Origin of the sequence: Mobilicoccus caccae (assembly GCF_030161635.1) — a bacterium.
Lineage (GTDB): Bacteria > Actinomycetota > Actinomycetes > Actinomycetales > Dermatophilaceae > Mobilicoccus > Mobilicoccus caccae.
This window is the reverse complement of the sequence record NZ_BSUO01000001.1, coordinates 1,227,504-1,249,020: the sequence shown is the minus strand read 5'-3', so window position 1 is coordinate 1,249,020 and position 21,517 is coordinate 1,227,504. Positions and strand designations below refer to the sequence as shown.

General features: G+C 72.1%; 22 protein-coding genes and 1 pseudogene. 6 read left to right on the top strand and 17 right to left on the bottom strand.

Going from position 1 to position 21,517, the window contains the following annotated elements; translation table 11 throughout:
• The first annotated feature begins 36 nt into the window (after positions 1–36).
• The 4 genes from QQK49_RS06070 (at position 37) to QQK49_RS06055 (ending at position 2,870) form a co-directional block, all read left to right on the top strand.
• Positions 37–1,221, top strand: coding sequence for an amidohydrolase family protein (locus QQK49_RS06070; RefSeq protein WP_284303162.1), 1,185 nt, complete (start codon positions 37–39; stop codon positions 1,219–1,221).
• Entirely contained in the window at positions 1,203–1,412 is a 210-nt protein-coding gene (locus tag QQK49_RS06065) for an amidohydrolase family protein (protein ID WP_284303161.1), read from the top strand. Before QQK49_RS06070 ends, QQK49_RS06065 begins: the two co-directional genes overlap by 19 nt.
• Positions 1,413–1,451: 39 nt before the next feature.
• Positions 1,452–2,225, top strand: a complete 774-nt coding sequence (locus QQK49_RS06060; RefSeq protein ID WP_284303160.1) for a hypothetical protein — start codon at positions 1,452–1,454, stop codon at positions 2,223–2,225.
• A gap of 159 nt (positions 2,226–2,384) precedes the next feature.
• Positions 2,385–2,870, top strand: a complete 486-nt coding sequence (locus QQK49_RS06055) for a hypothetical protein (protein WP_284303159.1) — start codon at positions 2,385–2,387, stop codon at positions 2,868–2,870.
• A 3-nt stretch (positions 2,871–2,873) separates the two neighbouring features.
• Here QQK49_RS06055 and paaE read toward each other — a convergent pair whose 3' ends face one another.
• The 5 genes from paaE to paaA all read right to left on the bottom strand — a co-directional run bounded on the left by paaE (position 2,874) and on the right by paaA (position 6,784).
• The gene (gene paaE / locus QQK49_RS06050) at positions 2,874–4,037 is read right to left on the bottom strand and encodes a 1,2-phenylacetyl-CoA epoxidase subunit PaaE (protein ID WP_284305834.1); all 1,164 of its coding nucleotides are present in this window, start codon (positions 4,035–4,037) and stop codon (positions 2,874–2,876) included.
• Positions 4,021–4,569 (bottom strand): 1,2-phenylacetyl-CoA epoxidase subunit PaaD, encoded by a 549-nt coding sequence (gene paaD / locus QQK49_RS06045; RefSeq protein WP_284303158.1) that lies wholly within the window; start codon positions 4,567–4,569, stop codon positions 4,021–4,023. Before paaD ends, paaE begins: the two co-directional genes overlap by 17 nt.
• On the bottom strand, positions 4,569–5,390 hold the full coding sequence (gene paaC / locus QQK49_RS06040) for a 1,2-phenylacetyl-CoA epoxidase subunit PaaC (RefSeq protein WP_284303157.1): 822 nt from the start codon (positions 5,388–5,390) through the stop codon (positions 4,569–4,571). The genes paaD and paaC overlap by 1 nt, the downstream gene beginning before the upstream one ends.
• On the bottom strand, positions 5,387–5,713 hold the full coding sequence (gene paaB, locus QQK49_RS06035) for a 1,2-phenylacetyl-CoA epoxidase subunit PaaB (protein WP_284303156.1): 327 nt from the start codon (positions 5,711–5,713) through the stop codon (positions 5,387–5,389). Before paaB ends, paaC begins: the two co-directional genes overlap by 4 nt.
• Positions 5,714–5,785: 72 nt before the next feature.
• Complete coding sequence (gene paaA / locus QQK49_RS06030) at positions 5,786–6,784, bottom strand: 1,2-phenylacetyl-CoA epoxidase subunit PaaA (protein ID WP_284303155.1); 999 nt, start codon at positions 6,782–6,784, stop codon at positions 5,786–5,788.
• A 260-nt stretch (positions 6,785–7,044) separates the two neighbouring features.
• On the opposite strand from paaA, the gene QQK49_RS06025 reads away from it, so the two are divergent.
• Together QQK49_RS06025 and QQK49_RS06020 are read left to right on the top strand one after the other, a co-directional pair.
• Complete coding sequence (locus QQK49_RS06025; RefSeq protein WP_284303154.1) at positions 7,045–7,347, top strand: TetR/AcrR family transcriptional regulator; 303 nt, start codon at positions 7,045–7,047, stop codon at positions 7,345–7,347.
• The gene (locus QQK49_RS06020) at positions 7,332–7,652 is read left to right on the top strand and encodes a TetR-type transcription factor C-terminal domain-containing protein (RefSeq protein WP_284303153.1); all 321 of its coding nucleotides are present in this window, start codon (positions 7,332–7,334) and stop codon (positions 7,650–7,652) included. Before QQK49_RS06025 ends, QQK49_RS06020 begins: the two co-directional genes overlap by 16 nt.
• 154 nt (positions 7,653–7,806) lie before the next feature.
• On the opposite strand, the gene QQK49_RS06015 is transcribed toward QQK49_RS06020, so the two are convergent.
• The 12 genes and pseudogenes from QQK49_RS06015 to QQK49_RS05965 form a co-directional block, all read right to left on the bottom strand.
• On the bottom strand, positions 7,807–9,327 hold the full coding sequence (locus QQK49_RS06015) for a PucR family transcriptional regulator (RefSeq protein WP_284303152.1): 1,521 nt from the start codon (positions 9,325–9,327) through the stop codon (positions 7,807–7,809).
• Positions 9,324–10,358: a DUF917 domain-containing protein gene (locus tag QQK49_RS06010; RefSeq protein WP_284303151.1), complete on the bottom strand. Its 1,035-nt coding sequence runs from the start codon at positions 10,356–10,358 to the stop codon at positions 9,324–9,326. The genes QQK49_RS06015 and QQK49_RS06010 overlap by 4 nt, the downstream gene beginning before the upstream one ends.
• 9 nt (positions 10,359–10,367) lie before the next feature.
• Entirely contained in the window at positions 10,368–11,531 is a 1,164-nt protein-coding gene (locus tag QQK49_RS06005; protein WP_284303150.1) for a type II CAAX endopeptidase family protein, read from the bottom strand.
• Positions 11,528–13,078, bottom strand: coding sequence for an FtsX-like permease family protein (locus QQK49_RS06000; RefSeq protein WP_284303149.1), 1,551 nt, complete (start codon positions 13,076–13,078; stop codon positions 11,528–11,530). Before QQK49_RS06000 ends, QQK49_RS06005 begins: the two co-directional genes overlap by 4 nt.
• A 342-nt stretch (positions 13,079–13,420) precedes the next feature.
• Positions 13,421–14,233 carry an ABC transporter ATP-binding protein gene (locus QQK49_RS05995; protein ID WP_284303148.1) on the bottom strand — a complete coding sequence of 271 codons (813 nt, stop codon included), beginning with the start codon at positions 14,231–14,233 and terminating at the stop codon, positions 13,421–13,423.
• Positions 14,234–14,384: 151 nt separating this feature from the next.
• Complete coding sequence (locus QQK49_RS22630) at positions 14,385–14,708, bottom strand: LuxR C-terminal-related transcriptional regulator (protein WP_348536109.1); 324 nt, start codon at positions 14,706–14,708, stop codon at positions 14,385–14,387.
• On the bottom strand, positions 14,663–15,055 hold the full coding sequence (locus QQK49_RS22625; RefSeq protein WP_348536108.1) for a response regulator: 393 nt from the start codon (positions 15,053–15,055) through the stop codon (positions 14,663–14,665). Before QQK49_RS22625 ends, QQK49_RS22630 begins: the two co-directional genes overlap by 46 nt.
• The gene (locus QQK49_RS05985) at positions 15,052–16,335 is read right to left on the bottom strand and encodes a sensor histidine kinase (RefSeq protein WP_284303147.1); all 1,284 of its coding nucleotides are present in this window, start codon (positions 16,333–16,335) and stop codon (positions 15,052–15,054) included. Before QQK49_RS05985 ends, QQK49_RS22625 begins: the two co-directional genes overlap by 4 nt.
• 24 nt (positions 16,336–16,359) lie before the next feature.
• Positions 16,360–17,460, bottom strand: coding sequence for an S-methyl thiohydantoin desulfurase family protein (locus tag QQK49_RS05980; RefSeq protein WP_284303146.1), 1,101 nt, complete (start codon positions 17,458–17,460; stop codon positions 16,360–16,362).
• Positions 17,457–18,535: pseudogene (locus QQK49_RS05975) on the bottom strand (S-methyl thiohydantoin desulfurase family protein). The gene QQK49_RS05980 and the pseudogene QQK49_RS05975 overlap by 4 nt, the downstream one beginning before the upstream one ends.
• Positions 18,535–20,079, bottom strand: coding sequence for a hydantoinase/oxoprolinase N-terminal domain-containing protein (locus tag QQK49_RS05970; RefSeq protein ID WP_284303145.1), 1,545 nt, complete (start codon positions 20,077–20,079; stop codon positions 18,535–18,537). Before QQK49_RS05970 ends, QQK49_RS05975 begins: the two are co-directional and overlap by 1 nt.
• Before the next feature lie 50 nt (positions 20,080–20,129).
• Entirely contained in the window at positions 20,130–21,512 is a 1,383-nt protein-coding gene (locus tag QQK49_RS05965; RefSeq protein WP_284303144.1) for a purine-cytosine permease family protein, read from the bottom strand.
• Positions 21,513–21,517 lie beyond the last annotated feature (5 nt).

Here is a 21,517-nt window from a genome sequence, read left to right as displayed (position 1 = left end):
GGTCGGCCCCGACCTCCCCCGCGGGCCGGCGAGACCGTGCACGACGGCGGTGGGCGATGGGTCATCCCGGGGCTCTGGGACGCCCACGTGCACATGGGCCAGTGGGCCGCCACCACCACCCGGCTCGACGTGGCCGACGCCACGAGCGCCGCCGAGGTGGCCTCGATGGTCGCGCGCGAGGTGGTCGTGATGCCGCCGGAGAAGGCAGGGGCGACGATCGCCGCCTTCGGGTTCCGCAGCGCCACCTGGCACGAGCAGCCGCAGGTCGCCGACCTCGACGCGATCAGCGGTGAACACCCCGTCGTCGTCATCAGCGGTGACTGCCACGCCGCGTGGCTCAACTCCCGGGCGCTACACCTGCTGGGTCTCGACCCGCGCGAGAGCACCGTCTTCGAGCAGGAGTGGTTCGACGTCTTCCCCCGCGTGTCCGGCCTCCCGGGCCTGGCGGAGCAGACCGTGACCGGGTATCACCGCGCCGCCGACCAGGCGGCCGCCCGCGGCGTCACCGGCATCATCGATCTGGAGTTCGCGCGCGGCGTCGAGGAGTGGCCGGACCGGTTCTCGACGGCGGGCATCAACACGCTCCGCGTGCGGGTCGGCACCTATCCCGACGGCCTGGAGGACCTCATCGCCGCAGGTCGGCGCACGGGGCAGCCTCTCGGCGACAGTGGTGGCCTGTTGCGCGTCGGGCCGCTGAAGATCATCTCCGACGGTTCGCTCAACACCCGCACCGCCTACTGCTGCGAGCCGTACGCCGACGCCGACGACATCCTGCATCCCCACGGGGTGCAGAACGTGGACCCGCAGGAGTTGCGCCGCCTGCTCTCGTTGGCCGCCGAGAACGGCCTGGAGGTCGCGCTGCACGCGATCGGGGACGCGGCGGTCCGTGACGCCCTCGACGCGTTCGAGGTCACCGGTGCCCGTGGGAGCGTCGAGCACGCGCAGCTGGTGAGCTGGGAGGACATCCCCCGCATGGGCCGCCTCGGGGTGCGGGCCAGCGTGCAGCCGGCCCACCTCTGGGACGACCGTGACGTCGCCCGGCAGTGCTGGCCCGACCGCGCCGATCGTCTCTTCCCCTTCCGGAGTCTGGTGGGCAACGGGGTGCGTCTGGCACTGGGGTCCGACGCGCCCGTCTCCCCCTCGATCCCTGGCTGGCCATGGCGGCGGCCGTGCACCGCAGCGCCGACGAGCGCGAACCCTGGATGCCCCACCAGGCGCTGACGCCCGCCGAGGCCCTCGTCGCCAGCCTCGACGGGCAGGGCACGATCGCGCCGGGGTCGCGCGGCGACGTCGTCCTGCTCGACGCCGATCCGCTCGCCGTCCCCGCCGACAGCCGGGAGGCCTGTGACGTCTTGCGGGAGATGCCCGTCGCCGCGACGATCGTCGCAGGACGGCTCACCCACGCCGGGTGAGGTGGCGGCGTCCGGCTCGAGCCACCTCGGAGGACAGCGATGAGCGACCCCACGGACCGTCCCGACCCCCTGCTCGGCTGGGAGAATCCGGCGCCCCGGGTCGGTCCGCGCGACGCCTCCGGCCGGCCGCAGGACGCCCGGCCGGGGCGAACCACCCCGCCCTCGGGGCCTTCTCGGCCCGGGGGTACCGACGGGAGCGTCTTCGTCCCCCGGCAGCGCCCGTCGTCCCGGCGCCGCCAGGAGCCGAGCGGATCCCCGCGGCCCATCCCGATCGACCCCGGTTCGAGCCGGCCCGGTCGGTCGTCGAGTCGCCCGCGGTGGTCGCCGGTGGCCGTGGTCCTCGGTGGGGTGCTGCTCCTCGGTGGCTTAGGGTCGCTCGGCGTCTCCGTGGCCGGGCTCGTGACGTCCACCGCGGCGGTCTTCGACGGCGCCCTCGTCCCGCCGGACGGTCTCACGGTTCCGCTGCGGGCCGACGAGGAGCGCACGCTGTGGGCCGATTCGGGGATGTCGACCAGGTGCACGGTCACCGAGCCGAGCGGCGGAGCCCTGCCGATCCGTCCGCGTGGCGTCAGCGTGACGGTCAACGGTGAATCCATGGAGGCCGTCGGCGCCTTCACCGCCCGGACCGACGGCGATCACCGCATCCTCTGCACCGGCGAGCAGGTGCGCGTCTCCGAGGCGGACCCTGCCGTGTACCCCGAGGTTCTCGGCATCATCGGCGGCGTGTTCGGCATCGTCCTCGGCGTGCTGGGGATCACCGCGGGAATGGTCGGCCGGGCACGTCGGGGATCAGCAGGCCGACGACGTCGATGACGCCGTCCGGGGTCGCCTCGCTGCAGTGAGCGCCTTCTCCTGGACGAGGACGCCGTGGTCGTCCACAGGTTGCGCCCCGACTTCGCGGTTGCGGCACCACATCACGCGCGCGGCTCGGGACACTGGCGGCGCCATCCACCCGCCGACCGGGAGCCCCTCATGAGCGAGTTCACCGACCGCACCGACCCGTTGTCCGGCCAGGAGCCCGCGCCGCGACAATTCTCGGATCGACGGCCGCCCGATCCACGGGCTGCGGAGGCTTGGCGGCCGCTGCCGACGATCCCGGTGGCGCCGTACGACGGCCGGGAGGAGTCGTCGATTCAGGACCGGCCGTCTCCCTGGCGTCCCGGGAGCTACCCCCGTCTACCGACCGGGCCCGAGCCCACGCGGTACCCGCTCGAGCCGGACGAGCTGCCGGCCTCGGTGAGACGGCTCAAGACCGTGATCCGGCGCCTTCTCGGGCTCGCGGCCGTCGTGGCCGGTCTCGCCGTTTCGGCTTTCGGTCTGCTCTTCCTCGGCTTCGTCGGCCTCACCGACTCGACCACCTTCGTCCTCGCCACGGTCGGGCCGTCCCTGCTGGGCGTCGGGCTCTACCTCGTGCTGGCCCCCGATCGCTCCGCCCGCGATCGAGGCAGATCCGGGTGATGCTCAGGCGTCGAAGTCGACGTGCACCGCGTCGGTCGTGGGGTGGGACTGGCACGTGAGGACGTAGCCGGCCGAGATCTCGTCGGGCTCGAGGGCGTAGTTCTCCGTCATGTCGACCTCGCCGGAGACCAGCTTGGCGCGGCACGTGCCGCACACGCCGCCGGCGCACGCGAACGGCACGTCGGCGCGCACCCGCAGCGCGGCGTTGAGGATCGACTCGTTCGCACTCTTGGGGCTCTGCACGCTGCCTTCGAGACCGTCGAGGCGGAACGTGATCTCGACGTTGTCGCCCTGCGGGTCGGCGACGACCGGACGTCCCGCCTGCCCCTCGGGCGCGCCTTCGGGTTTGCCGGTGCCGAACAGCTCGTAGCGGACCGTCTCGGGCGGCACGCCGTAGGCGGTGAGCTCGTCGCGGATGAGTTGGACCAGCTCGAAGGGCCCGCACAGGAACCACTCGTCGACGACCTCGGGACGGATCATCGTGCCGAACATCGACCGCAGCTTGTCGGCGTCGATGCGTCCGGTGTGGGTCGGTGAGAGGCGCTGCTCGCGCGAGAGGACGTGGTGGACGGCCAGCCGGGAGGGGAAACGGTCCTTGAGGTCGGCGATGTCCTCGACGAACATCACGTCCATCGCGGCCCGGTTGGCGTACACGAGGTTGATGTAGGCCTGCGGGTTGGAGTCGAGGATCGAGCGGACGATCGAGATGATCGGCGTGATGCCCGAGCCGGCCGCGAACGCGACGTACCGCGACAGCCCCGTGGACTCCTCGGCGATGGCCGCGGCGTCGTTGAGCGAGGTCATCGCGTGCTGGGAGACGAAGGCCCCGGTGGGGCTCATGACCTCCAGGACGTCGCCCGCCTTGAGGTTGTCGTTGGCCCAGTTGGAGAACAGACCGCCGAGGTCGCGCTTGATGCCGATCTTGAGTTCGCCGGGCCGAGGCGGCGCGCAGATCGAGTAGCTGCGGCGCACCTCCTTGCCCTCGAGTTCGGTGCGCAGCGCGACGTATTGGCCGCTGACGTAGCCGTAGTCGTCGACGAGCGACTCGGGCACGGCGAGGGTGACCTCGATCGCGGCGTCGGTGAGCGGCCGCACCTGGGCGACGGTGAGTGGGTGGAACTGGGCGCGGCGGCGGGGGTCGTGAGCGGCATCACAGCACCTTGAAATAGTCGAAGGGTTCGAGACAGGCGCGGCAGACGTAGTGCGCCTTGCAGGCCGTGGACCCGAAGCGGGTGACCTCGCGGGTGTCGAGGGAGTCGCAGTGAGGGCACTTGACGGACAACGCCACCCGAGTGCCGCCGAAGCGCGGCCCCGGCGTGCGGTGCGAGTGGTCCGGGGGCGCGATGCCGTACTCCTCGAGCTTGCGCTTGCCGTCCTCGGTCATCCAGTCGGTGGTCCACGCCGGGGAGAGCACGACCCGCACCGAGACGTCGGTGTAGCCCCGCTCGGTGAGCGCGTCGGTCACGTCGTCGCGCATGCGCCCCACGGCCGGGCAGCCGGAGTAGGTCGGGGTGATCTCGACGATCGCTCCGTGCTCGGTGGCGCGGGCGGAGCGCAGGATGCCGAGGTCCTCGAGGGTGAGCACGGGCACCTCGGGGTCGCACACGGTGGCGGCGATGTCCCACACGCGCCGATCCGCGGCGGCCTCCGGGCGGGTCGCTGCACCGGCGGGAGTGGCCGGGGCCGGGGCGTCGGTCATCACCAGGTCGCTCCCGGGTGCTTGCGGGTCAGCACCTGCATCTCGGCCAGGACGAACCCGAGGTGTTCGCGGTGGATGCCCCGCCGGCCTCCGGTGACGGCGGCGGGGGTGGTGGGCACTGTCAGCTCGGACTCGGTGATCGCCCGCTCGAGGGTGGCCATGACCGGCTCACGCAGGGTGGAGGGTCGCACGGCGATGCCGTCGAGGGCGTCGATGAGGTCGTCGTCCTCGAAGAGCTCCTCGACGTAGGCCCACACGATGTCGAGACCGGCCTGCATGCGGCGGGCGGATTCCTCCGTGCCCATCCCGAGGCGCATCGTCCACTGCCAGGCGTGGTCGACGTGGTACTCGACCTCCTTGACGGCCTTGGCGGCGATGACGGCGAGGGTCTCGTCGGTGGATCTCTGCAGCTCGTCGTACAGGTGCACGGCGTAGAGGCTGAAGAGGAGCTGCCGGGCGATGGTCTGCCCGAAGTCGCCGTTGGCGACCTCCACGAGGTGCGCGGAGGTGTACTCGGTCTCGTCGCGGAAGTAGGCCAGGTCGTCCTCGCTCTTGCCCCAGGCCGTGCCGGCGTAGGTGTAGAACGAGCGGGCGTGACCGAGCAGGTCGAGGGAGATGTTGCCGAGGGCGATGTCCTCCTCGAGCTCGGGGGCGCGGGAGATCCACCCGGCGAGCTGCTGGGCGAGGACGAGGGAGTCGTCGGCGAGGCGGAGGGCGTACCGGGCGACGTCGTCGCTCGCCCGGAGCCCGGCGGCGGCGATGTCCTCGGCGGTGAGTGCCTGGCCGGCGCTGATCTTGGTGGCGCTGTCGAACTGGCTCACAGGTGCTTCACTCCCTCGCTCTGCGTGTAGTACGTGGCGTGGCGGTAGTTCTTGCCCTGCGCTGACTCGAAGAAGGCGCCCTTGTGGTCGGGGTCGGAGCTGATGATCGCCTCGGCGGGCACGACCCACACCGACACGCCCTCGTTGCGGCGGGTGTAGAGGTCGCGCGCGTTGCGGACGGCCATGGCCGCGTCGGGGGCGTGGATGGACCCGGCGTGCACGTGGGACAGGCCGCGCGAGGCCCGGACGAAGACCTCCCACAGCGGCCACAGGGGTTCGCTGCTCCGGTCACCGGAGGGCGTGGGCGTGTTCTGCTCGGACATCGTTGTCTCCCGCTGGAAGGGCTGGTGGCGGTGCCGCATCACGCACCCGTTGCGTCATGCGTCGTGGGTCGGTCAGGCGTGCTTGAGCGTGGCGTCCGTGGAGGTGTGGCGGCGGGCGTACGCGGCGGCGGCCTCGCGGACCCAGGCGCCGTCCTCGTGGGCCTTGATCTTGTGTGCCATCCGCTGGGTGTTGCAGGGCCCGTTGCCGGCGATGACGGCCTTCAACTCGTCCCAGTCGAGGTCGCCGTAGTCGTAGTGACCGCGGGCCTCGTTCCACGCCAGGTCGGGGTCGGGCAGGGTGAGCCCGAGCGCCTCGGCCTGCGGCACCATCATGTCGACGAAGCGCTGGCGCAGCTCGTCGTTGGAGAACCGCTTGATCTTCCAGGCCATCGACTGCTGGGAGTTGGGCGAGTCGGCGTCCGGCGGGCCGAACATCTGCAGCGCGGGCCCGTAGTAGCGGTTGACGGCGTCCTGCGCCATGGCCTTCTGCTCGGGCGTGCCGTTGGACAGCGCGTGGAGGATCTCCCAGCCCTGGCGCTGGTGGAAGGACTCCTCCTTGCACACGCGCACCATGGCGCGGCCGTAGGGGCCGTAGGAGCAGCGGCACAGCGGGACCTGGTTGCAGATGGCGGCCCCGTCGACGAGCCACCCGATGGCGCCCACGTCGGCCCAGGTCAACGCGGGGTAGTTGAAGATCGAGGAGTACTTGGCCTTGCCCGACATGAGCTGCTCGTTCATCTCTTCGCGCGTGGTGCCGAGGGTCTCGGCCGCGGAGTACAGGTACAGGCCGTGACCGGCCTCGTCCTGCACCTTGGCGATGAGGATGGACTTGCGCTTGAGCGAGGGGGCCCGGCTGATCCAGGCGCCCTCGGGCTGCATGCCGATGATCTCGGAGTGCGCGTGCTGGGAGATCTGCCGCACCAGCGTCTTGCGGTACTTGGCGGGCATCCAGTCCCGCGGCTCGATGCGTTCGTCGGCCGCGAGGAGGGCGTCGAAGTGGGCCTGCGCCTCGGTGTCTGGAGCGTCGCTGGGCTGCTCGACCGACCGGAGGTCGGGGCGGGTGTCCGTCATGGGTGTCACCTCATGCTGCTTGGTGGTCGCGTGCTCACGTGGACCGTGGCTCTCGGTTCGCCGGATGCATATACCGACCGTCGGTTCAGTATATGGAGGTGGGGGTGCGCGTCAACCCGCGAAGGGCTGGTCTGTGGCGGGGGCCTGGGCGCCGTCACCACAGGGCGTGGCACCACAACGGTGAGTGCGGATTTCGCTCGCACCCGACGCTCCAGGACCACCACCGGGACCCCTGCGCGCCGCATGACAGGATGGGTGACGTGACCGACAGACCTGCTCGCCGTGGCCGACCGGGCCATGATCAGCAGGCCGTCATCCTCGCGGCCGTCGCGGCGTTCGACGAACACGGGTACGACGCCACGACGATGGGCATGATCGCCGAGCGGTTGAAGGTGTCGAAGTCGGCGCTGTACCACCACGTCGACGGCAAGGAGGAACTCCTCACGCTCGCGCTCGAGACGGCGTTCGAGGCGCTGGACGCCGGGCTCCGCAGTGCCGAGCACTCCCCGAGACCCTCGACGTGCGCTTCGAGGCGTTCATCCGCGAGATGGTGCAGATCCTGATCGACTACCAGCCGTTCGTCCGGCTCCTGCTGCGGCTCCGCGGCAACAGCCCCGCCGAACTGCGCGCCCTCACCCGGCGGCGCGAATTCGACGCGCGCATGTCGGCGATCGTCCTGCAGGCACAACTCGCCGGCCTGATCCGCGACGACCTCGATCCCACCGTCGTCGCCCGCCTCCTCTTCGGGGCCATGAACTCCACCGTCGACTGGTTCCGCCCCTCCGGCCGCGTCTCCCCCGACGAACTCACCGAGGCCCTCCTCGCCCTCGTGTTCCACGGCGTCGCCGCCCCCGCCACCGGCGCGTAGACGAGAGCTGTCCGCACCCCGTCGGACTCACCTGGGACGTCCACGCCCACCTGAGTGGGCGAGACTCACCGTCGATGATGAGCGTGTGGTCACCACGTGAGCCTCGATGTCCGGGGTGAGCCTGAAGACCACCGTCGCGGCCGGCGGTCCGGCGTCACTCCCTGCCCCGATGAGGGGCGGAGACCGCCCGGCACGCCAGGTGCACGGCCAACCGCACGTCGGGGTCCTGCAGGTCGAGGCCCAACACCTCCTGCACGCGCTGCATGCGTTGGCGGACGGTGTTGCGGTGCAGGCCGAGGGACTCGGCGGTGCGCAGGAGCGAGGACTCGTGGTCGAGGTAGGCCCCCAGGGTCGCCCGGTCCGCAGGGCGCAGCCGTCCGAGCAAAGCCCGGGCGGCGGGCACGAACGTGTCCGTGCCGGTCCAGGCGAGCAGGAGCTGTTCGAGCCCGAGGCTGTCGACGTGGAGCAGCCAGTGGGTCGAGGGCCGCCCCGTCGCCAGCCGCGCGGCGTCGTGTGCCTCGCCGAGCGTCGTGACCAGGCCCGATGGTCCGCTGTGCACGCTGCCGATCCCGGTCGCGACGGGTAGGTCGGCGAGGAGCGCGCGATGCATCTCGCGGATGGCCCCGGCCGCCTCGTCGACACCGTGTCCGTCGGGCGCCGAGGTGAACGTGAACCAGCCCGTCACGCCACGGCCACGGGTCGTCGCGTGCGTCTCGACCGGCAGGGAATGCAGCCACGGCCGCACCCGCCGGAGCAGATCGAGCGGATCGACCCGGGCACGGCTCTGCACCCGGAACCCCAGGTGCCACCCGTGCACCCGCCACCCGCGCGCCGTCACCCGGCGATGAAGTTCGGCGTCGACGGACCCGGCGGCATCCAGCACGTCGGCGAGCAACGACGACGACCTGGACACGTCACTGACGTCCTCGATCTCGTCGATGAGGATGCGGGCGGCCACGGCGGGCATCGCGATCTCGGCCGCGGTGGTCAGCGCCACCAGGTGCGGCTCGTCGATCCCCTCCGCGTGGATGACGAGCCGCAACCCTGCCCGCGCCCGGGTGTCGACGCGCACCGACACGGCGGCGGCCGTCGGCGTCCACACCTGATGCACCCACCTGGAGGTGTCGATGGCCGCGAGCAGGTCGGGATCGATGGCCGGACCCGCGCGGTGCAGCACCTCGACACCGTCCACGAGCGCGAGAGCGTGACCGATGCCCGCGGACAGGTGCCGCACGAGGTCTCCGATGTCGTCGGCGTGGTACTCGATCGACCCGGCCACGCGTCGCACGAGGGACAGGGTGAGGGCGTCGCGGCCCTCGACCAGCTCCCAGCACGCGCGGGCCAGCGCCGTGGGGTGCCCGGCCACGACGAGCACCAGGCCGAGGCGCTGCGCGAGCACCCGACTCCCCCAACCGATCTCCGGCTCCGGTCCGACGGCCAGCCCGGTGAACCCGCGGTCGCGCACCCGGCGCAGGAGCGCGTCGACACGCCACGGCTCCGCCGCGACGGGCGAGGTGAGGACGGCCAGGCAGTCCTGGGCCGAGTCGGGCAGGTCCTCCTCCCGCGCCTCGACGACGACGTCCCGCCAGACGCAGCCCTCGATCGTCGTGAGCACCTCCATGCCGCCGTTCGCGGGGTGCGCGGCGAGCGCGGCCGGAGTCAGTCCGCCGGTCACCGGCCCACCTCCGTGCCGAGGACGCCGTAGCGCGAGGGGCGCACCCGGGCCAGCCGGTCCTCGCGCGCTCCCCACCACGTCGGTGGGGGCAGGCGGAGCACGGCGACCGTGAGTCCGGGCCGCAGTTCGTCGGCCGCGACGGGGGTCCGCCCCACCACGTCGATCACGACGATGATGTCGGGTGCGGTAGCGACCGGTTCGCCGTCGACGACGCATGCGAGGTGTTCGCTGCGCGACACGACCCGCATCACCCCGCCGTCCTCGGTGCGGACATCGACGCTGACCGTGCGCAGATCCCCCGCGTCGCGCCACAGCTCGACGATGCGTCCCGACCCCAGCCACGCGGCGCCCAACGCCTCGGCCGCTGAGGGGTCCACCGAGTCGACCTGCAGCCAGGCCCGGCCGAGCCGCAACGCCCGCGCCATCGACCCGCAGATAGCGTGGCCGGCGAGGTCGCCCACGGTGAAACCTCCGATGACGACGCCCGACCAGCCGCCCGCCGCCACCATCGCCGCCCTCATGAGTCGCTCGACGTCCTCGGGTCGGGCGTTCGCGACGAGCGCCACCCCGTCCCCGCCCGTGGACGCCGCCGCGACCAGGCCCGCCATGCCGTCCGCGAACAGGCTGAACTGGTCGAGGTAGGGCAGCGCGCGGCCGAGGAGGTCGGCGTCCACCAGGGCACGCTCACCGGCCAGCGGCAACGCGGTCACCCCGTTCAGGCCCGCCATCTCGCTGCTGCAGACCGTGCGGACGGGCACCCCCAGCCACCGTTCGACCGCTGCGATGGCCGGCCCGAACGGATCGAGTCCGGGGAGTCGTTCTGTGGTCACCACCGTGGACCCGCCGACCCCCACGGACAGACACGGGGTCGCCGGGTCCAGCTCGGTCACGTCATGGACCTCGACCGGCCACCGCGCGCCGCGGGCGACGGCGGGCACGAGCACGGCGGGATCACCACCTCCGCCACCGCCCAGCAGGGAGCTGCCCGCCATGAGAGCGGGCAGCTCCTCGATCCCCAGCTGCCAGGACATGCCGTCACCCTAGGTGGTGCGGATCACGACCCGGTGACGCCGATCGGGAGCCGTGAGGCGGGCGATCGATCGCCCGGTACGCCGGGCCTGCGCTGTCGGCCGGGCAGCGACAGACGGTGGATGATGACGTACTCGGCGACGACGACGTCGAGCAGGATGGCCGCCCAGATGCCGGCGCACGCCATCACACTCCAGGTCACGCGTCGGCGCCGCGCAGAGGTCCGGACGGCTTTCTGGTCGAGCGACATCGCTACTCCTTGGGCGGGGACGGCCAGGTCCCGACCGTCGAGACCGTGCTGCGAGTCGGACGGAGGTGTGCGGACGGTGCCTGGAGACGTGGCTCATAGCCGAGCCGGCCTCGGGTGGCGAGGAGGACGACCGCGGCGGCGACGCTCCCCCGAGGAGCAGGACGTGTTGGGCGTCGGCCGCGCCGAGGGTGGGGAACATGTCGGCCCAGGCGATCGACATGAAGTTGTTGACGCTGACGTGCAGGAGCATGGCCAGCGGCACGCTCTCCCGGGTGCGGTTGAAGACCCAGGTCATGACCACGTTGAAGGTGATGCAGAACGCCGTGAACTCCAGTGGTCGGAGCCAGGTGCTGTCGGGCCAGCCACCCCATTCGGTGAGGAACAGCGGCAGGTGCCACAGGGCCCATACCGGACCGAGGATCGCGGCGCCCAGCAGCGGGCCAAAGCGCCGTTGGATCCGAGGCAGGGCGAAGTCGCGCCACCCCGGCTCCTCGGCGAGGCCGGTCGTCACCATCTGCAGGATCAGGCCGGGCAGGAAGGCCGCGACGACGATCAGCGGGGGCGCTTGGACGCGTCCACCGGTGAGGATCGCGCTGCACGCGATGATGACGGCGGGCACGCCGAGCAGGACGATCGCGTACCACTGCCACCCGACCTTCCAGCTCCAGAGCCGCCGCAGCCACCGGCGCAGGCCGGGCCTCCCGTCGGCGATCGCGGTGACGAGGAAGGCGGAGGTGATCGGGCCGAGGTAGGCACCCGGCAGGACGCCGGCGAGTTGGCTCGTGCCGAGGACGGACGGGAATGTGTAGTCCCACCAGCCGAGCCCGTTCATCGACAGGATGTAGGGCAGCCAGGCCACCCAGCTCAGGAGGTTCGCCAGCACGACGAAGCTGAGCAGCGGGTGGCGTCGCACGAGGTCGGTCATGACAGCCGCCCCGTCCTGGCACGAGCCGTCATGAGGGTGGCCACGCCCGGGATCCCGGCGACGGGCACGAGGGCCGCGGTGAACACCAGCACCGCCACGAGGCCCCAGCTCACCGACGGAAATGCCGCGTGGGCGAATCCGTAGGTGATCCCGGCCGCTGCTGGCACCACGGCGAGGATGCCGAGCACGATCGCCGCGGCGCCGACGATGCCGGCCTCCATCGCAGCGCTGCGCACGACCTGACGCCGTGAGGTGCCGATGACCTGCAGCAGCGCGAACTCCTCGCGCCGTCCGAGGGTCGTCATCGCGACGGCGTTGAGAGCGCCGAGCGCGATGAACGCGAGCAGGACGAGCAGGACCGCGAGCGAGACGGCCTGAGACGTGGCCTCGGCCTCACCGGCGGACGCGATGACCTGGTTCCGGTCGGCGACCTGCAGGCCGAGGTCGGCGACCCCCTCCTGCACGAGCGCGGTCGCTCCCGGCTCGACGTCGATCAGCAGCATGGCGTCGGACGGCCCGGGCACGTGCGCCGGGAGAGTCGAGCTGCCGACGGCGACCGGTCCGAGACCGAGGCCTCGGGAGTAGAGCGCCACCACCCGCGCGGGGCTGCCCTCCTCCTGAACCGGCCCGGAGGTGCCCGTGAACCGCAGCGGCACGGTGTCGCCGACGGACAGGCCGTGCTCGAAGGCGGTGTCGGAGCTGAGGGCGACGGTGCCCGGGGAGGTGAGTCCGGTGAGCGAGCCGGCGGTCACGCCGAGGTCGATGAGGTCGGTCGCGTCGGTCGCGGGGACGAGACGTACCGCGACCGGCTCCCACGAGAACCGGGCGCCGAACGGGTCGTCGTCGTCGCTCTCCGACCGCAGCTCGGCGGTCGTCGTGCCGGTCGGGGTCGCGGTGCGCACCCCCGGGAGATCGGCCACGCGGTCGAGGACATCGGGGGTGAGGACGCGGGAGCTCGCGGCGACGACGTCGGAGCGCAGGCCGTCGGAGAGCTGCTGGGTGCCGGCGGCACCGAGGGTGGCGGCGACGAGGTTCTGCACGATCCCGAACGTCACGACGAGTGCGAGCGGGACGACGACGGAGGTGAGTCGCCGCGAGAACCCGCGGGTGTTGGCCAGGGCGAGCTGGGTGCTCGCGCCACCGCGGCCGGCCAGGGGCGCGGCGACCCGGTCGAAGACCTGCTGCACGAGCCAGGGTCCGGCGAGCGCGGCTGCGGTGATGAGCAGCAGCGCGGATCCGCCCGCGGTGGCGCCACCGATGGCACCGGGGATCACCCACGGGGTCAGCGCGGACAGCAGCCCGGCGACGGCGCAGCCGGCGGCCAGGGTGAGCCGGAGCCTGCCCAGTCGCGGTGACTCGATGCCGGCCTGACGCAGCGCGTCGGTCGGCGCGACCCGCAACTGTTCACGAGTGCCGAGCAGTGCGGCGACGAGCGCGACCGGCACGACGATCGCGATGACGCCCGCGATCGGCAGCAGGGAGGGGACGATCTCGAGATCGGCGGGGGCGACACCGCTCGCGACGAGCAGGGGCGCGGTGAAGGACACCGCGACGGCACCGGGGACCGCCCCGAGCGGGGCCGCGACGGCCGCGACGACGAGGACCTCCTGCGCGAGCAGCCGGCGCAGTTGGCGGGGGTCGCCCCGACCGCCCGCATCAGTGCGAACGCGCGTCGGCGCTGCGCGGCGACCAGGGACATCGTGGAGGAGAGCACGATGAGGACGATGGCGACGCTGACGCCCGCGATCGACCCCGCGATGGCCGTCAGGCCGGAGGTGGCGAGCACCCCCACGGCGGCGAGCAGCGCTGCGGCCAGAACGAGGACGACGAAGACGCCGGTGAGCGAGACCCGACTCGTGCGCACGGTGGTGAGGGACAGGCGCCACATGTCAGTGCCCGCCCAGCTCGGTCATCCGGGCGGCGACCTCGGTCGCCGTCGGTGCGGTGAGGTGGCCGACCAGCACGCCGTCCGCGAGGAAGAGCACCCGGTCGGCGACCGCCGCGATGACCGGGTCGTGGGTCACGAGGACGACGGTCTGGCCGGTCTGCTGCGAGGCGTCACGCAGGAGCTGGATGATCTGCCGACCGGTGCGGCTGTCGAGCGCGCCGGTGGGCTCGTCGGCGAAGAGGATCTCGGGTGAGGTCATCAGGGCGCGGGCGATCGCGACGCGCTGGGCCTGCCCGCCCGAGAGCTCGCCGGGCATCCGCAGGGCCATCCCGCCGAGGCCGACGGCCTCGAGCAGCGCCTCCTGGCGGGTGCCGTCGACCGGTCGGCCCGCGAGCAGCAGCGGGAGTTGGATGTTCTGCTCGACGCTCAGTTGCGGCACGAGGTTGTAGGCCTGGAAGACGAAGCCGATGTGGTCGCGCCGGAAGATCGTCAGGTCGTCGGCGCTGCGGCCGGTGAGGTCGACCCCGCCGACGTGGATCGTCCCGCTGCTCGGGGTGTCGAGCCCGGCGGCGCAGTTGAGGAAGGTCGACTTGCCCGAGCCCGACGGGCCCATCACCGCGCTGAACGAGCCGGCGGGCAGGACGAGGTCGACGCCGCGCAACGCGGGCACGAGATCGGTGCCCTGGGCGTAGGACTTGTGCACGTCGACGAGGCGCAGAGCCGCGGGGGCGTCCCCGTCGAGGGGGTCGGACGTCGTCCTGTCGTGGAGGACGGGAGGGCGTGGGCGCGCGGATCGGCGCAGCAGTGCGGACACGGGATGCTCCTGGCGTGGTCGTCGGAGCGATCTGCTCCACCTACGACGCTAGAAGCGCAGGTCGGGGGTCCGCGAGAGGCGAAAGAGCGCACTTCGGCGCCTGCATCGAAAGGTGCAAGACCCGCTCACGGCTCCCTCCGGCAGACGACGCTCAGGGCTCCTCGGGCAGCTCGACGATGCGGTTCTGGTAGGCCCAGACGGCGGCCTGCAGCCGGGAGCGGACACCGAGTTTCGGGAGCATCCGCGCCAGGTGCGACTTCACCGTCGTGACCTCCAGCGTGAGCGTCCGGGCGATCTCGTCGTTGGACATCCCCTCGGCCAGCAGCAGCAGGATCTCCAGCTCGCGGGCCGTGAGCAGATCGGTCGCCCGCCCCGCACGGACGGGCGCGGTCCGGCGCCGGTCGACGAGCTCGGCGATGACCCGCCGCGTCAGGGCGTCGTCGAGCGTGCCCTTGCCCGCGGCGACCGAGCGCACCGCCGAGATGACCACCTCGGGGTCGGCATCCTTGAGGAGGAACCCCGACGCCCCCGCCTCCAGCGCCCGGAAACGTAGTCGTCGAGATCGAACGTCGTGAGGATCAGCACCGGCACCGCATCCGTGCTCCCCGGGCCGCTCAGCTCCCGGGTCGCGCTGATCCCGTCGCGCCCCGGCATCCGGATGTCCATGCACACCACGTCGGGACGCAGGGCGCGGGCCTGGGCGACGGCCTCCTCGCCGTCGGTGGCGGTGCCGACCACCGTGATGTCCGGCTCGGTGCCGAGCAGGGCCGCCAGCCCGAGGCGGGCCAGGGGCTGGTCGTCGGCCACGACGACGCGGATCATGTCGGCTCCTCGGGGTCGATGCGGTGGTCGCCGCCGGTGGGCTCGCCGCGCGCCGGTTCGCCGGGGGCGGCGCGGTCGCGGGGGCTGGTGAGCCGAACCTGCCATCCGCCCGCCGCGGTGGGGCCGAAGGTCAGGGTCGAGCCGGTGAGGTCGGCGCGCTCGCGCATCCCGACGAGCCCCAGCCCGGACCGGTTCGCCGGCAGCGGCCCCGATCCCGGCGCGGTGTTCGTCACGGTCGCGACGACGGCCGCGGGATCGCGGTCGTCGAGGATGACGGTGCAGGTCGATCCCGGGGCGTGGATCGCGGCGTTGGCCAGCGACTCCTGGACCATGCGGAACATCGCCATCTGCGCGATCGGCCCGAGGTCGCTCCGGGCGTCCAGCCCGGCGGGCCCTTCGTGGACCTGCAGTCGTGTCGGCAGTCCGTGGGCCTCGGCTCGGTCCACCAGCGCGGGGATCCCGTCGAGCGACGCGCCGGCCCCCTGCTCGGCACCGGGTTGGCGCAGCAGCCCGACGAGCCGGCGCAGGTTGGCCAGGAGCGTCGTCGTCTCGGTGCGGACCTCGCGCAGGGACGCCTTGGCCGCCGCGGGGTCGGTGTCGATCATCCGCTCGATCGCGCCGGTCATCACGGCCATCCCGGACAGGTGATGCGCGGCCACGTCGTGCAGCTCGCGGGCCATGGCCGTGCGCTCGCGGGCGGTCGCAGCGTCCCGCTCGGCCTCCCGCCGGCGTGCCTCGGCGTGGGCCGACTCCAGACGGGCGGCCGCGACGTCACGCCGACCGGTGACGAGTGCCGCCGCGAGCATGGGGAGCGCGACGGTCAGCACGACCTGCGCGATGGGGAGCAGCACCCGCTCGGTGACGGTCGCGACGTCGGGGCCGACGATCACGCGCGTGGCCGCGAGGACGACCATCGCGGCCATGAGGAGCGGCGCCGCGCGGCGCACCCCGCGCTCGACGCACACGGCGTAGACCGCGGCCACGAGCGTCAGGGTGGACAGGCTGCTGCCGAGGTCGCGGGCGAACCACGTCCCCGGCAGGTCCAGGGCCACCACCAGCACGAACACCGCCGTCGGCCAGGTCCTCGCCCCGACGAGGGCCGCGACCTGCGTCGTGAGCAGCAGCGCGTACGCGATCGTGGCGGTGGTCGTCAGAGGAGTGCTCGGTGCGCCGACCATCGGCTCGACGAGCGGGAGCGCGAGCAGCAGTCCGGCCGAGGTGGCCCAGCACAGCGCGACGACCAGCGCGGTGGTGCGATCGAGCCTGACGTGTGACGTCATGATCCCCCTCGCGCCCGGTCCTGCTCACGGTACTCCGCATGCCTCCACCGGCCGGAACGGCAGGTCCAGCCCGAAGCCCGCGGGTCCGAAGGCCGCGAGCGCCTCGGGGGTGCGCATCATCTCCGGGGTCGAGATACCCAGCACCCGCACCCGCTGCCCGTAGCGCAGGCCCTCGGTCGTGATCGGTTCGGCGGTCTCGGCCTCGAGCACGCAGATGAGATCGGGCACGATCGCGAGGCATTCGCCGTCGCGCAACGCCAGGAGGTTCTCGTTCTGGAAGCGGATCTCCAGTGGGACTCCCTGCCCGTCCGCCGGTGCGATCCGGGCGACGCCCTTGGCGAATCCCTCTGTCGTGCGGCGCTCGACGTCGACCACCTTGCCCTGGTGCAGCACCCGCACGTGCGAGTAGAGGGTCGTGGCCAGCGTCTGCTCGATCGCGGCGAACGGGTCGGTCTTGGCCTCCCGCGCCTCGCGGATCGCCCGCCCCAGGGCCAGCGCCATCGAGAGGGTCCGTGGCACCGCCGTGCGGCGGACCTCCGCCCCGGTCATGGCGTACTCCGCGATGTGCCCCACCCCGCCGAGGCGGATCGTCACGGCCCGCGCCAGCCATTCCATCCGGTGGTCGTCGTCCCCGGTGTCGATGATGACCCGCTCACCACCCTCACCGGCGAGCGCGAGCGGCGATCCGTGCGTGCCGTAGACGGCGAACGTCTCCATCGACAGTTCGGGAAAGGCGCGGCCCATCCCGTCCGCGTCGACGACGGGCAGCCCCGTCTCGGCGGCAACGATCAGCGGGATCATCGAGTTGATGCCGCCGCACTCGATCGGCATCGTCGCATCCGCCCTCCGGCCGAGGTGGTCCTCGAGGATGCGCAGCGACAGGGTCGGCTCGGTGCCGGCGGGGAGCTTCTCCACCATGACGGTGGGTGCCCCCATCTGGGCCGTGGGGATGACGAACAGGTCGTCCTCGATCTCGTCGGGGTCGAGGATCGTGATCGCCGCGTCGCCGAGCACCTGCTCGACGAGCATCCGCCCGATGTAGGGGTCGCCGCCCCCACCCGTGCCGAGCAGCGTCGCGCCGCGGGCGAGGTCGGGGAGGTCGGCTGCGTGCAACGTCCAGCTCATGCCGAGACCTCCTGCGTGCCGTCGAACCGGGTGACGGGGATGTCGTAGCCGAAGTAGCCCGGGCCCACGAGCGCGTGACCGGCGGCTGTGTGCCAGCGCGGATCCGCGGGCGCCGCGACGATGCGCACGCGTTGTCCGTACCGCAGGCCCTCGGTCGTGATGGGCTCACCGGTGTCGGCCTCGAGCACGATGATGAGGTCCGGCGTCGTGGCCAGGACACGGTCGTCGAGCGTGGCGACGAGGTGCTCGTTCTGGAAGGAGAGGGTCAGCATCCCCTCCTCCCCCTCGATGCGGGCACGCCCACGGGCGAAGCCGGTCGTGGTGGCTCTCTCGACGTCGGCGACCTTGCCGGCGAAGCGTTCCAGCCCCCGAGCTCCGCGGCGACCGCGGCCACCGGGTCCTCATGGTCGAGGCGGGCCTCGCGGATGACGGTCCCGATCCGCGTGCACAGACCGAGCGACCCCGGCACGAGCGCCTCGCGGGCCTGCTCCCCCGTCATCGAGAATCCGGCGATCATCACCGAGCACCCCATCTCGACGGCGGCGACCCGGGCGATCCGCTCGGTCCACGTGTTGTCGATCGTGTCGAGGACCGTGCGGTTGCCCTTCTCGTCGGCGATGGCCAGCGGCGACGCCGAGACGCCGTAGAGCGTGGGGAGGACCATCTGCAGCTCGGGGAACGCGCGGCCCATGCCGTCGGCGTCGATCAGCGGCAGGTCGAGGGCAGCGGCGGCGGCCGGCGGAATGGTCGAGTTGACTCCCCCGGCCTCCGCGCAGGCGAGGTGGGTGACGGCCCGCCCGAGCCTGGCCTCGAGGGCACGGACGGGCGCGGCCACCTCCACGAGCCCGGGCAGCTTCTCGATCATCACCGTCGGGGCGCCCATCATGGCGACGGACACCACGAGCGCGTCGTCGGGCACCTCGTCGAGATCGACCACCTTCACCCCTCCGGATGAGGTGAGCGCGGCACCGGCCAACAGTCCCCCGATGTAGGGGTCGCCGCCACCTCCGGCGCCGAGCACCGCGGCGCCGCGGGCGAGGTCGGGGACGGCCTCGGGCCCCATGTGACGCGACATCACACCCCCTCGAGGTCGCCGGCCGCCTTGGCCCGCACCCGGGTCGCGTTGCCGGGCAGGTACGGGATGGGCACCTCGTCGAAGTCGACGATCGCGACGGTGCGCGGTGAGGCGCCCGCCGCCACGGCCTTGTCCACCGCGTCCTGTCGGATGCCGTCGAGGATGGCGTCACGGCGCCCGGGCTCCACCTCGACGACCTTGTCCACCTCGCCCCCGACCTGCGCGATCGAGGCGCCGATCGCGTTCGCGACGGCGTAGTGGTCGGGGCGGTGGACCGTGCCGAACACGGGGATCTCGTCGGGTAGCAGCACCGAGCCACCGCCGACGGCGACCACGGGGATCGGGTCGGCCGAGACGCGCATCCGGTCGACGGCGGTGGCCGTGCGCTCGGCGATGCGGTCGATGACGGCGCGGGCGAACCCCCGGTCGATGTGCCGGACGCGGTCGGCGTCACCGATGTCGGCCCGGCCGGCCGCGACGGCGATGTCGGTGGCGGTGAGGGTGTCGCCGCCGAAGACGAGGGCCTCGCCGGTGAGCCGGTACCCCACGGAGGTGGGCCCGACCTCGGCGGTGTCCTCGTGCACGTGGCTGCCTCCGCCGATGCCGAGCGAGAGCACGTCGGGCATCCGGAAGTTCGTGCGCACCCCGGCGACCATGACCTCGTTCGTCGTCTCGCGGGGAAATCCGTGGACGAGGACACCGACGTCGCTGGTCGTCCCACCGATGTCGATGACGGCGCAGTCGGTCAGGCCGCTCGTGGCGGCCGCGCCCCGCATGGAGTTCGTCGGCCCGGAGGCGAAGGTCGCCACCGGGTAGCGACGCACGTAGCTCTCGTCCATGAGGGTGCCGTCGTTCTGGCTGAGGTAGATGGGTGCCTCGATCCCCCGCGCGCGCACCGCGGCCGTGAGCCCGTCCACGATCTCGACGGCGAGCTCACGCAGGGCGGCGTTGATGATCGTCGCGTTCTCCCGCTCCAGCAGTCCGATCCGGCCGATCTCGTGCGACAGCGAGATCGCCACCTCCTCCCCGAGCTCACCCCGCAGGATCTCGGCGGCGCGGATCTCCACGTCGTGGTTGACGGGGCTGAACACCGAGGAGACGGCGACCGACCGGATGCCCGCCGCAGCCATGTCCGCGGCGTGGCGTTTGATCTCCTCGGGGTCCAGGGGCGAGATGGGGCGGCCGTCGAACTCGTATCCTCCGTGCGCCAGGTAGGCGCGGCCGGAGATGGCCTCGACCAGCGCCGGCGGCCACCCGACCAGCGGGGGCAGTGCCTTCGTGGCGGGCAGGCCGGGTCGCAGGGCCGCGGTCGGCGCCAGGCGCCTGGCCTCGACGAGGGCGTTGATGAAGTGCGTCGTGCCGATCATGACGGCCGTGATGTCGGACCCGGCGAAGGCGTGATCGTCGTTGAGGACGCCGATGGCCTCGACGATCCCCGAGGTGACGTCGGGGCTCGTCGCGCGCTTGACCCCCGCCCTGACCGTGGTGCCGTCCATGAGGACGGCGTCGGTGTTCGTGCCACCCACGTCGATCCCGATGTGCATGTGGTCTCCTCCTGAAGGGTTCGGGTCGGATGCTCGGGTCTCCGAGTTGGTCAGAGGTCGGCCGCCGGCGCGGTGACGTCGCCCTGACGTGCCACGACCGGACGCTGGGCTCCGGCCACCGGCTGGTCGTTGTCGGTGCGGACCTCGCCCACCCCGCGGACGAGCCCCGCCTTGCCGGCGACGACGTAGAGGACGAAGGCGAGGACCAGGGCCGTGATGGACGGGATGCCCCACGTCACGAAGTAGCCGATGAGGGAGGAGGCGGCCCAGATGACGAGGGTGGCGGGCACCACGCGCGGTGCCGTCGCCGGGAGGGCCTCACCTGCGCGGGTGGCGTCGAGCTGGGGCCGGAACCGCTTGACCACGAAGTACTCCGCGACCATGATCCCCGCGATGGGCGGGAACGCGGCGCTCAGGGCGACGAGGAAGGGCACGAAACCGCCGAGGATGCCGAACGCCGCGAGCAACGTCCCGACGATGCCGATGACCACCGTCGTGGCGGCACGCGGCAGGGCTCGGTCGAACACGGTCGAGACGAAGTTCACGAGCCCGAGCACCGAGGAGTACAGGTTCCAGTCGTTGATCTTGAGAGTGCCGGTGACGATGACCAGCAGACCGACGAACCCGACCGACGACGTGACGATGGCGACGATGTTGCCGGTGCCGGCCGCGTGGGCCAGCAGTACGCCGGACATGCCGATGACGAACTCGCCGAGGGTGATGCCGACGACGGTCTGCTTGATCACGTCGGGCGCGGAGCGGTTGAAGCGCGTCATGTCCGCGGTGATGATCGCGCCGACGATGAATCCGCCTGCGACGAGCCCGGTTCCGGCCGCGATGCTCATCGGCGGGCCGGGAGGCGCCTGCGTCATGAGGTCGACGAGGGAGTGCTGTCGCAACTCCGTGGTGATCGACCACCCGACCAGCAGCAGGAACAACGGCACCGTCACATTGGCCAGCCACTGCATCCCCATGAAGCCGAACGCGACGATCGCCGTGACGAGCAGGCCGAAGATGACCGACCAGGCCCAGACCGGAAGAACTCCCGGCATGAGGGACTCCAGGGATTCCGCGGAGATGGCGCTCTGGATGCCGAACCAGCCGATGAGGCTGATGGCGATGGCGACACCGACGATCGACGAACCGACCTCGCCGAACCCGGTCCACCGCGCGAGGAGGGAGGTCTGCAGTCCCTCACGCTGACCGATGATGCCGACGACGCAGATGACGATCTCGAGGACGATCGAGCCCAGCAGGAAGGCGATCGCCGCGTCCCTGAAGGTCATGCTGAACCCGAGGGTGGCGCCGAGGAGGAACTGGGACAGGGCCGAGACCTGCCCGAAGCGCTGGACGGCGATGCCGAACCAGTGGCGGCGCGCCGACCGTGGGACACGGCCGAGCGCGTGATCGTCGTGAGCGGCAAGGGCTTCCATGGGGA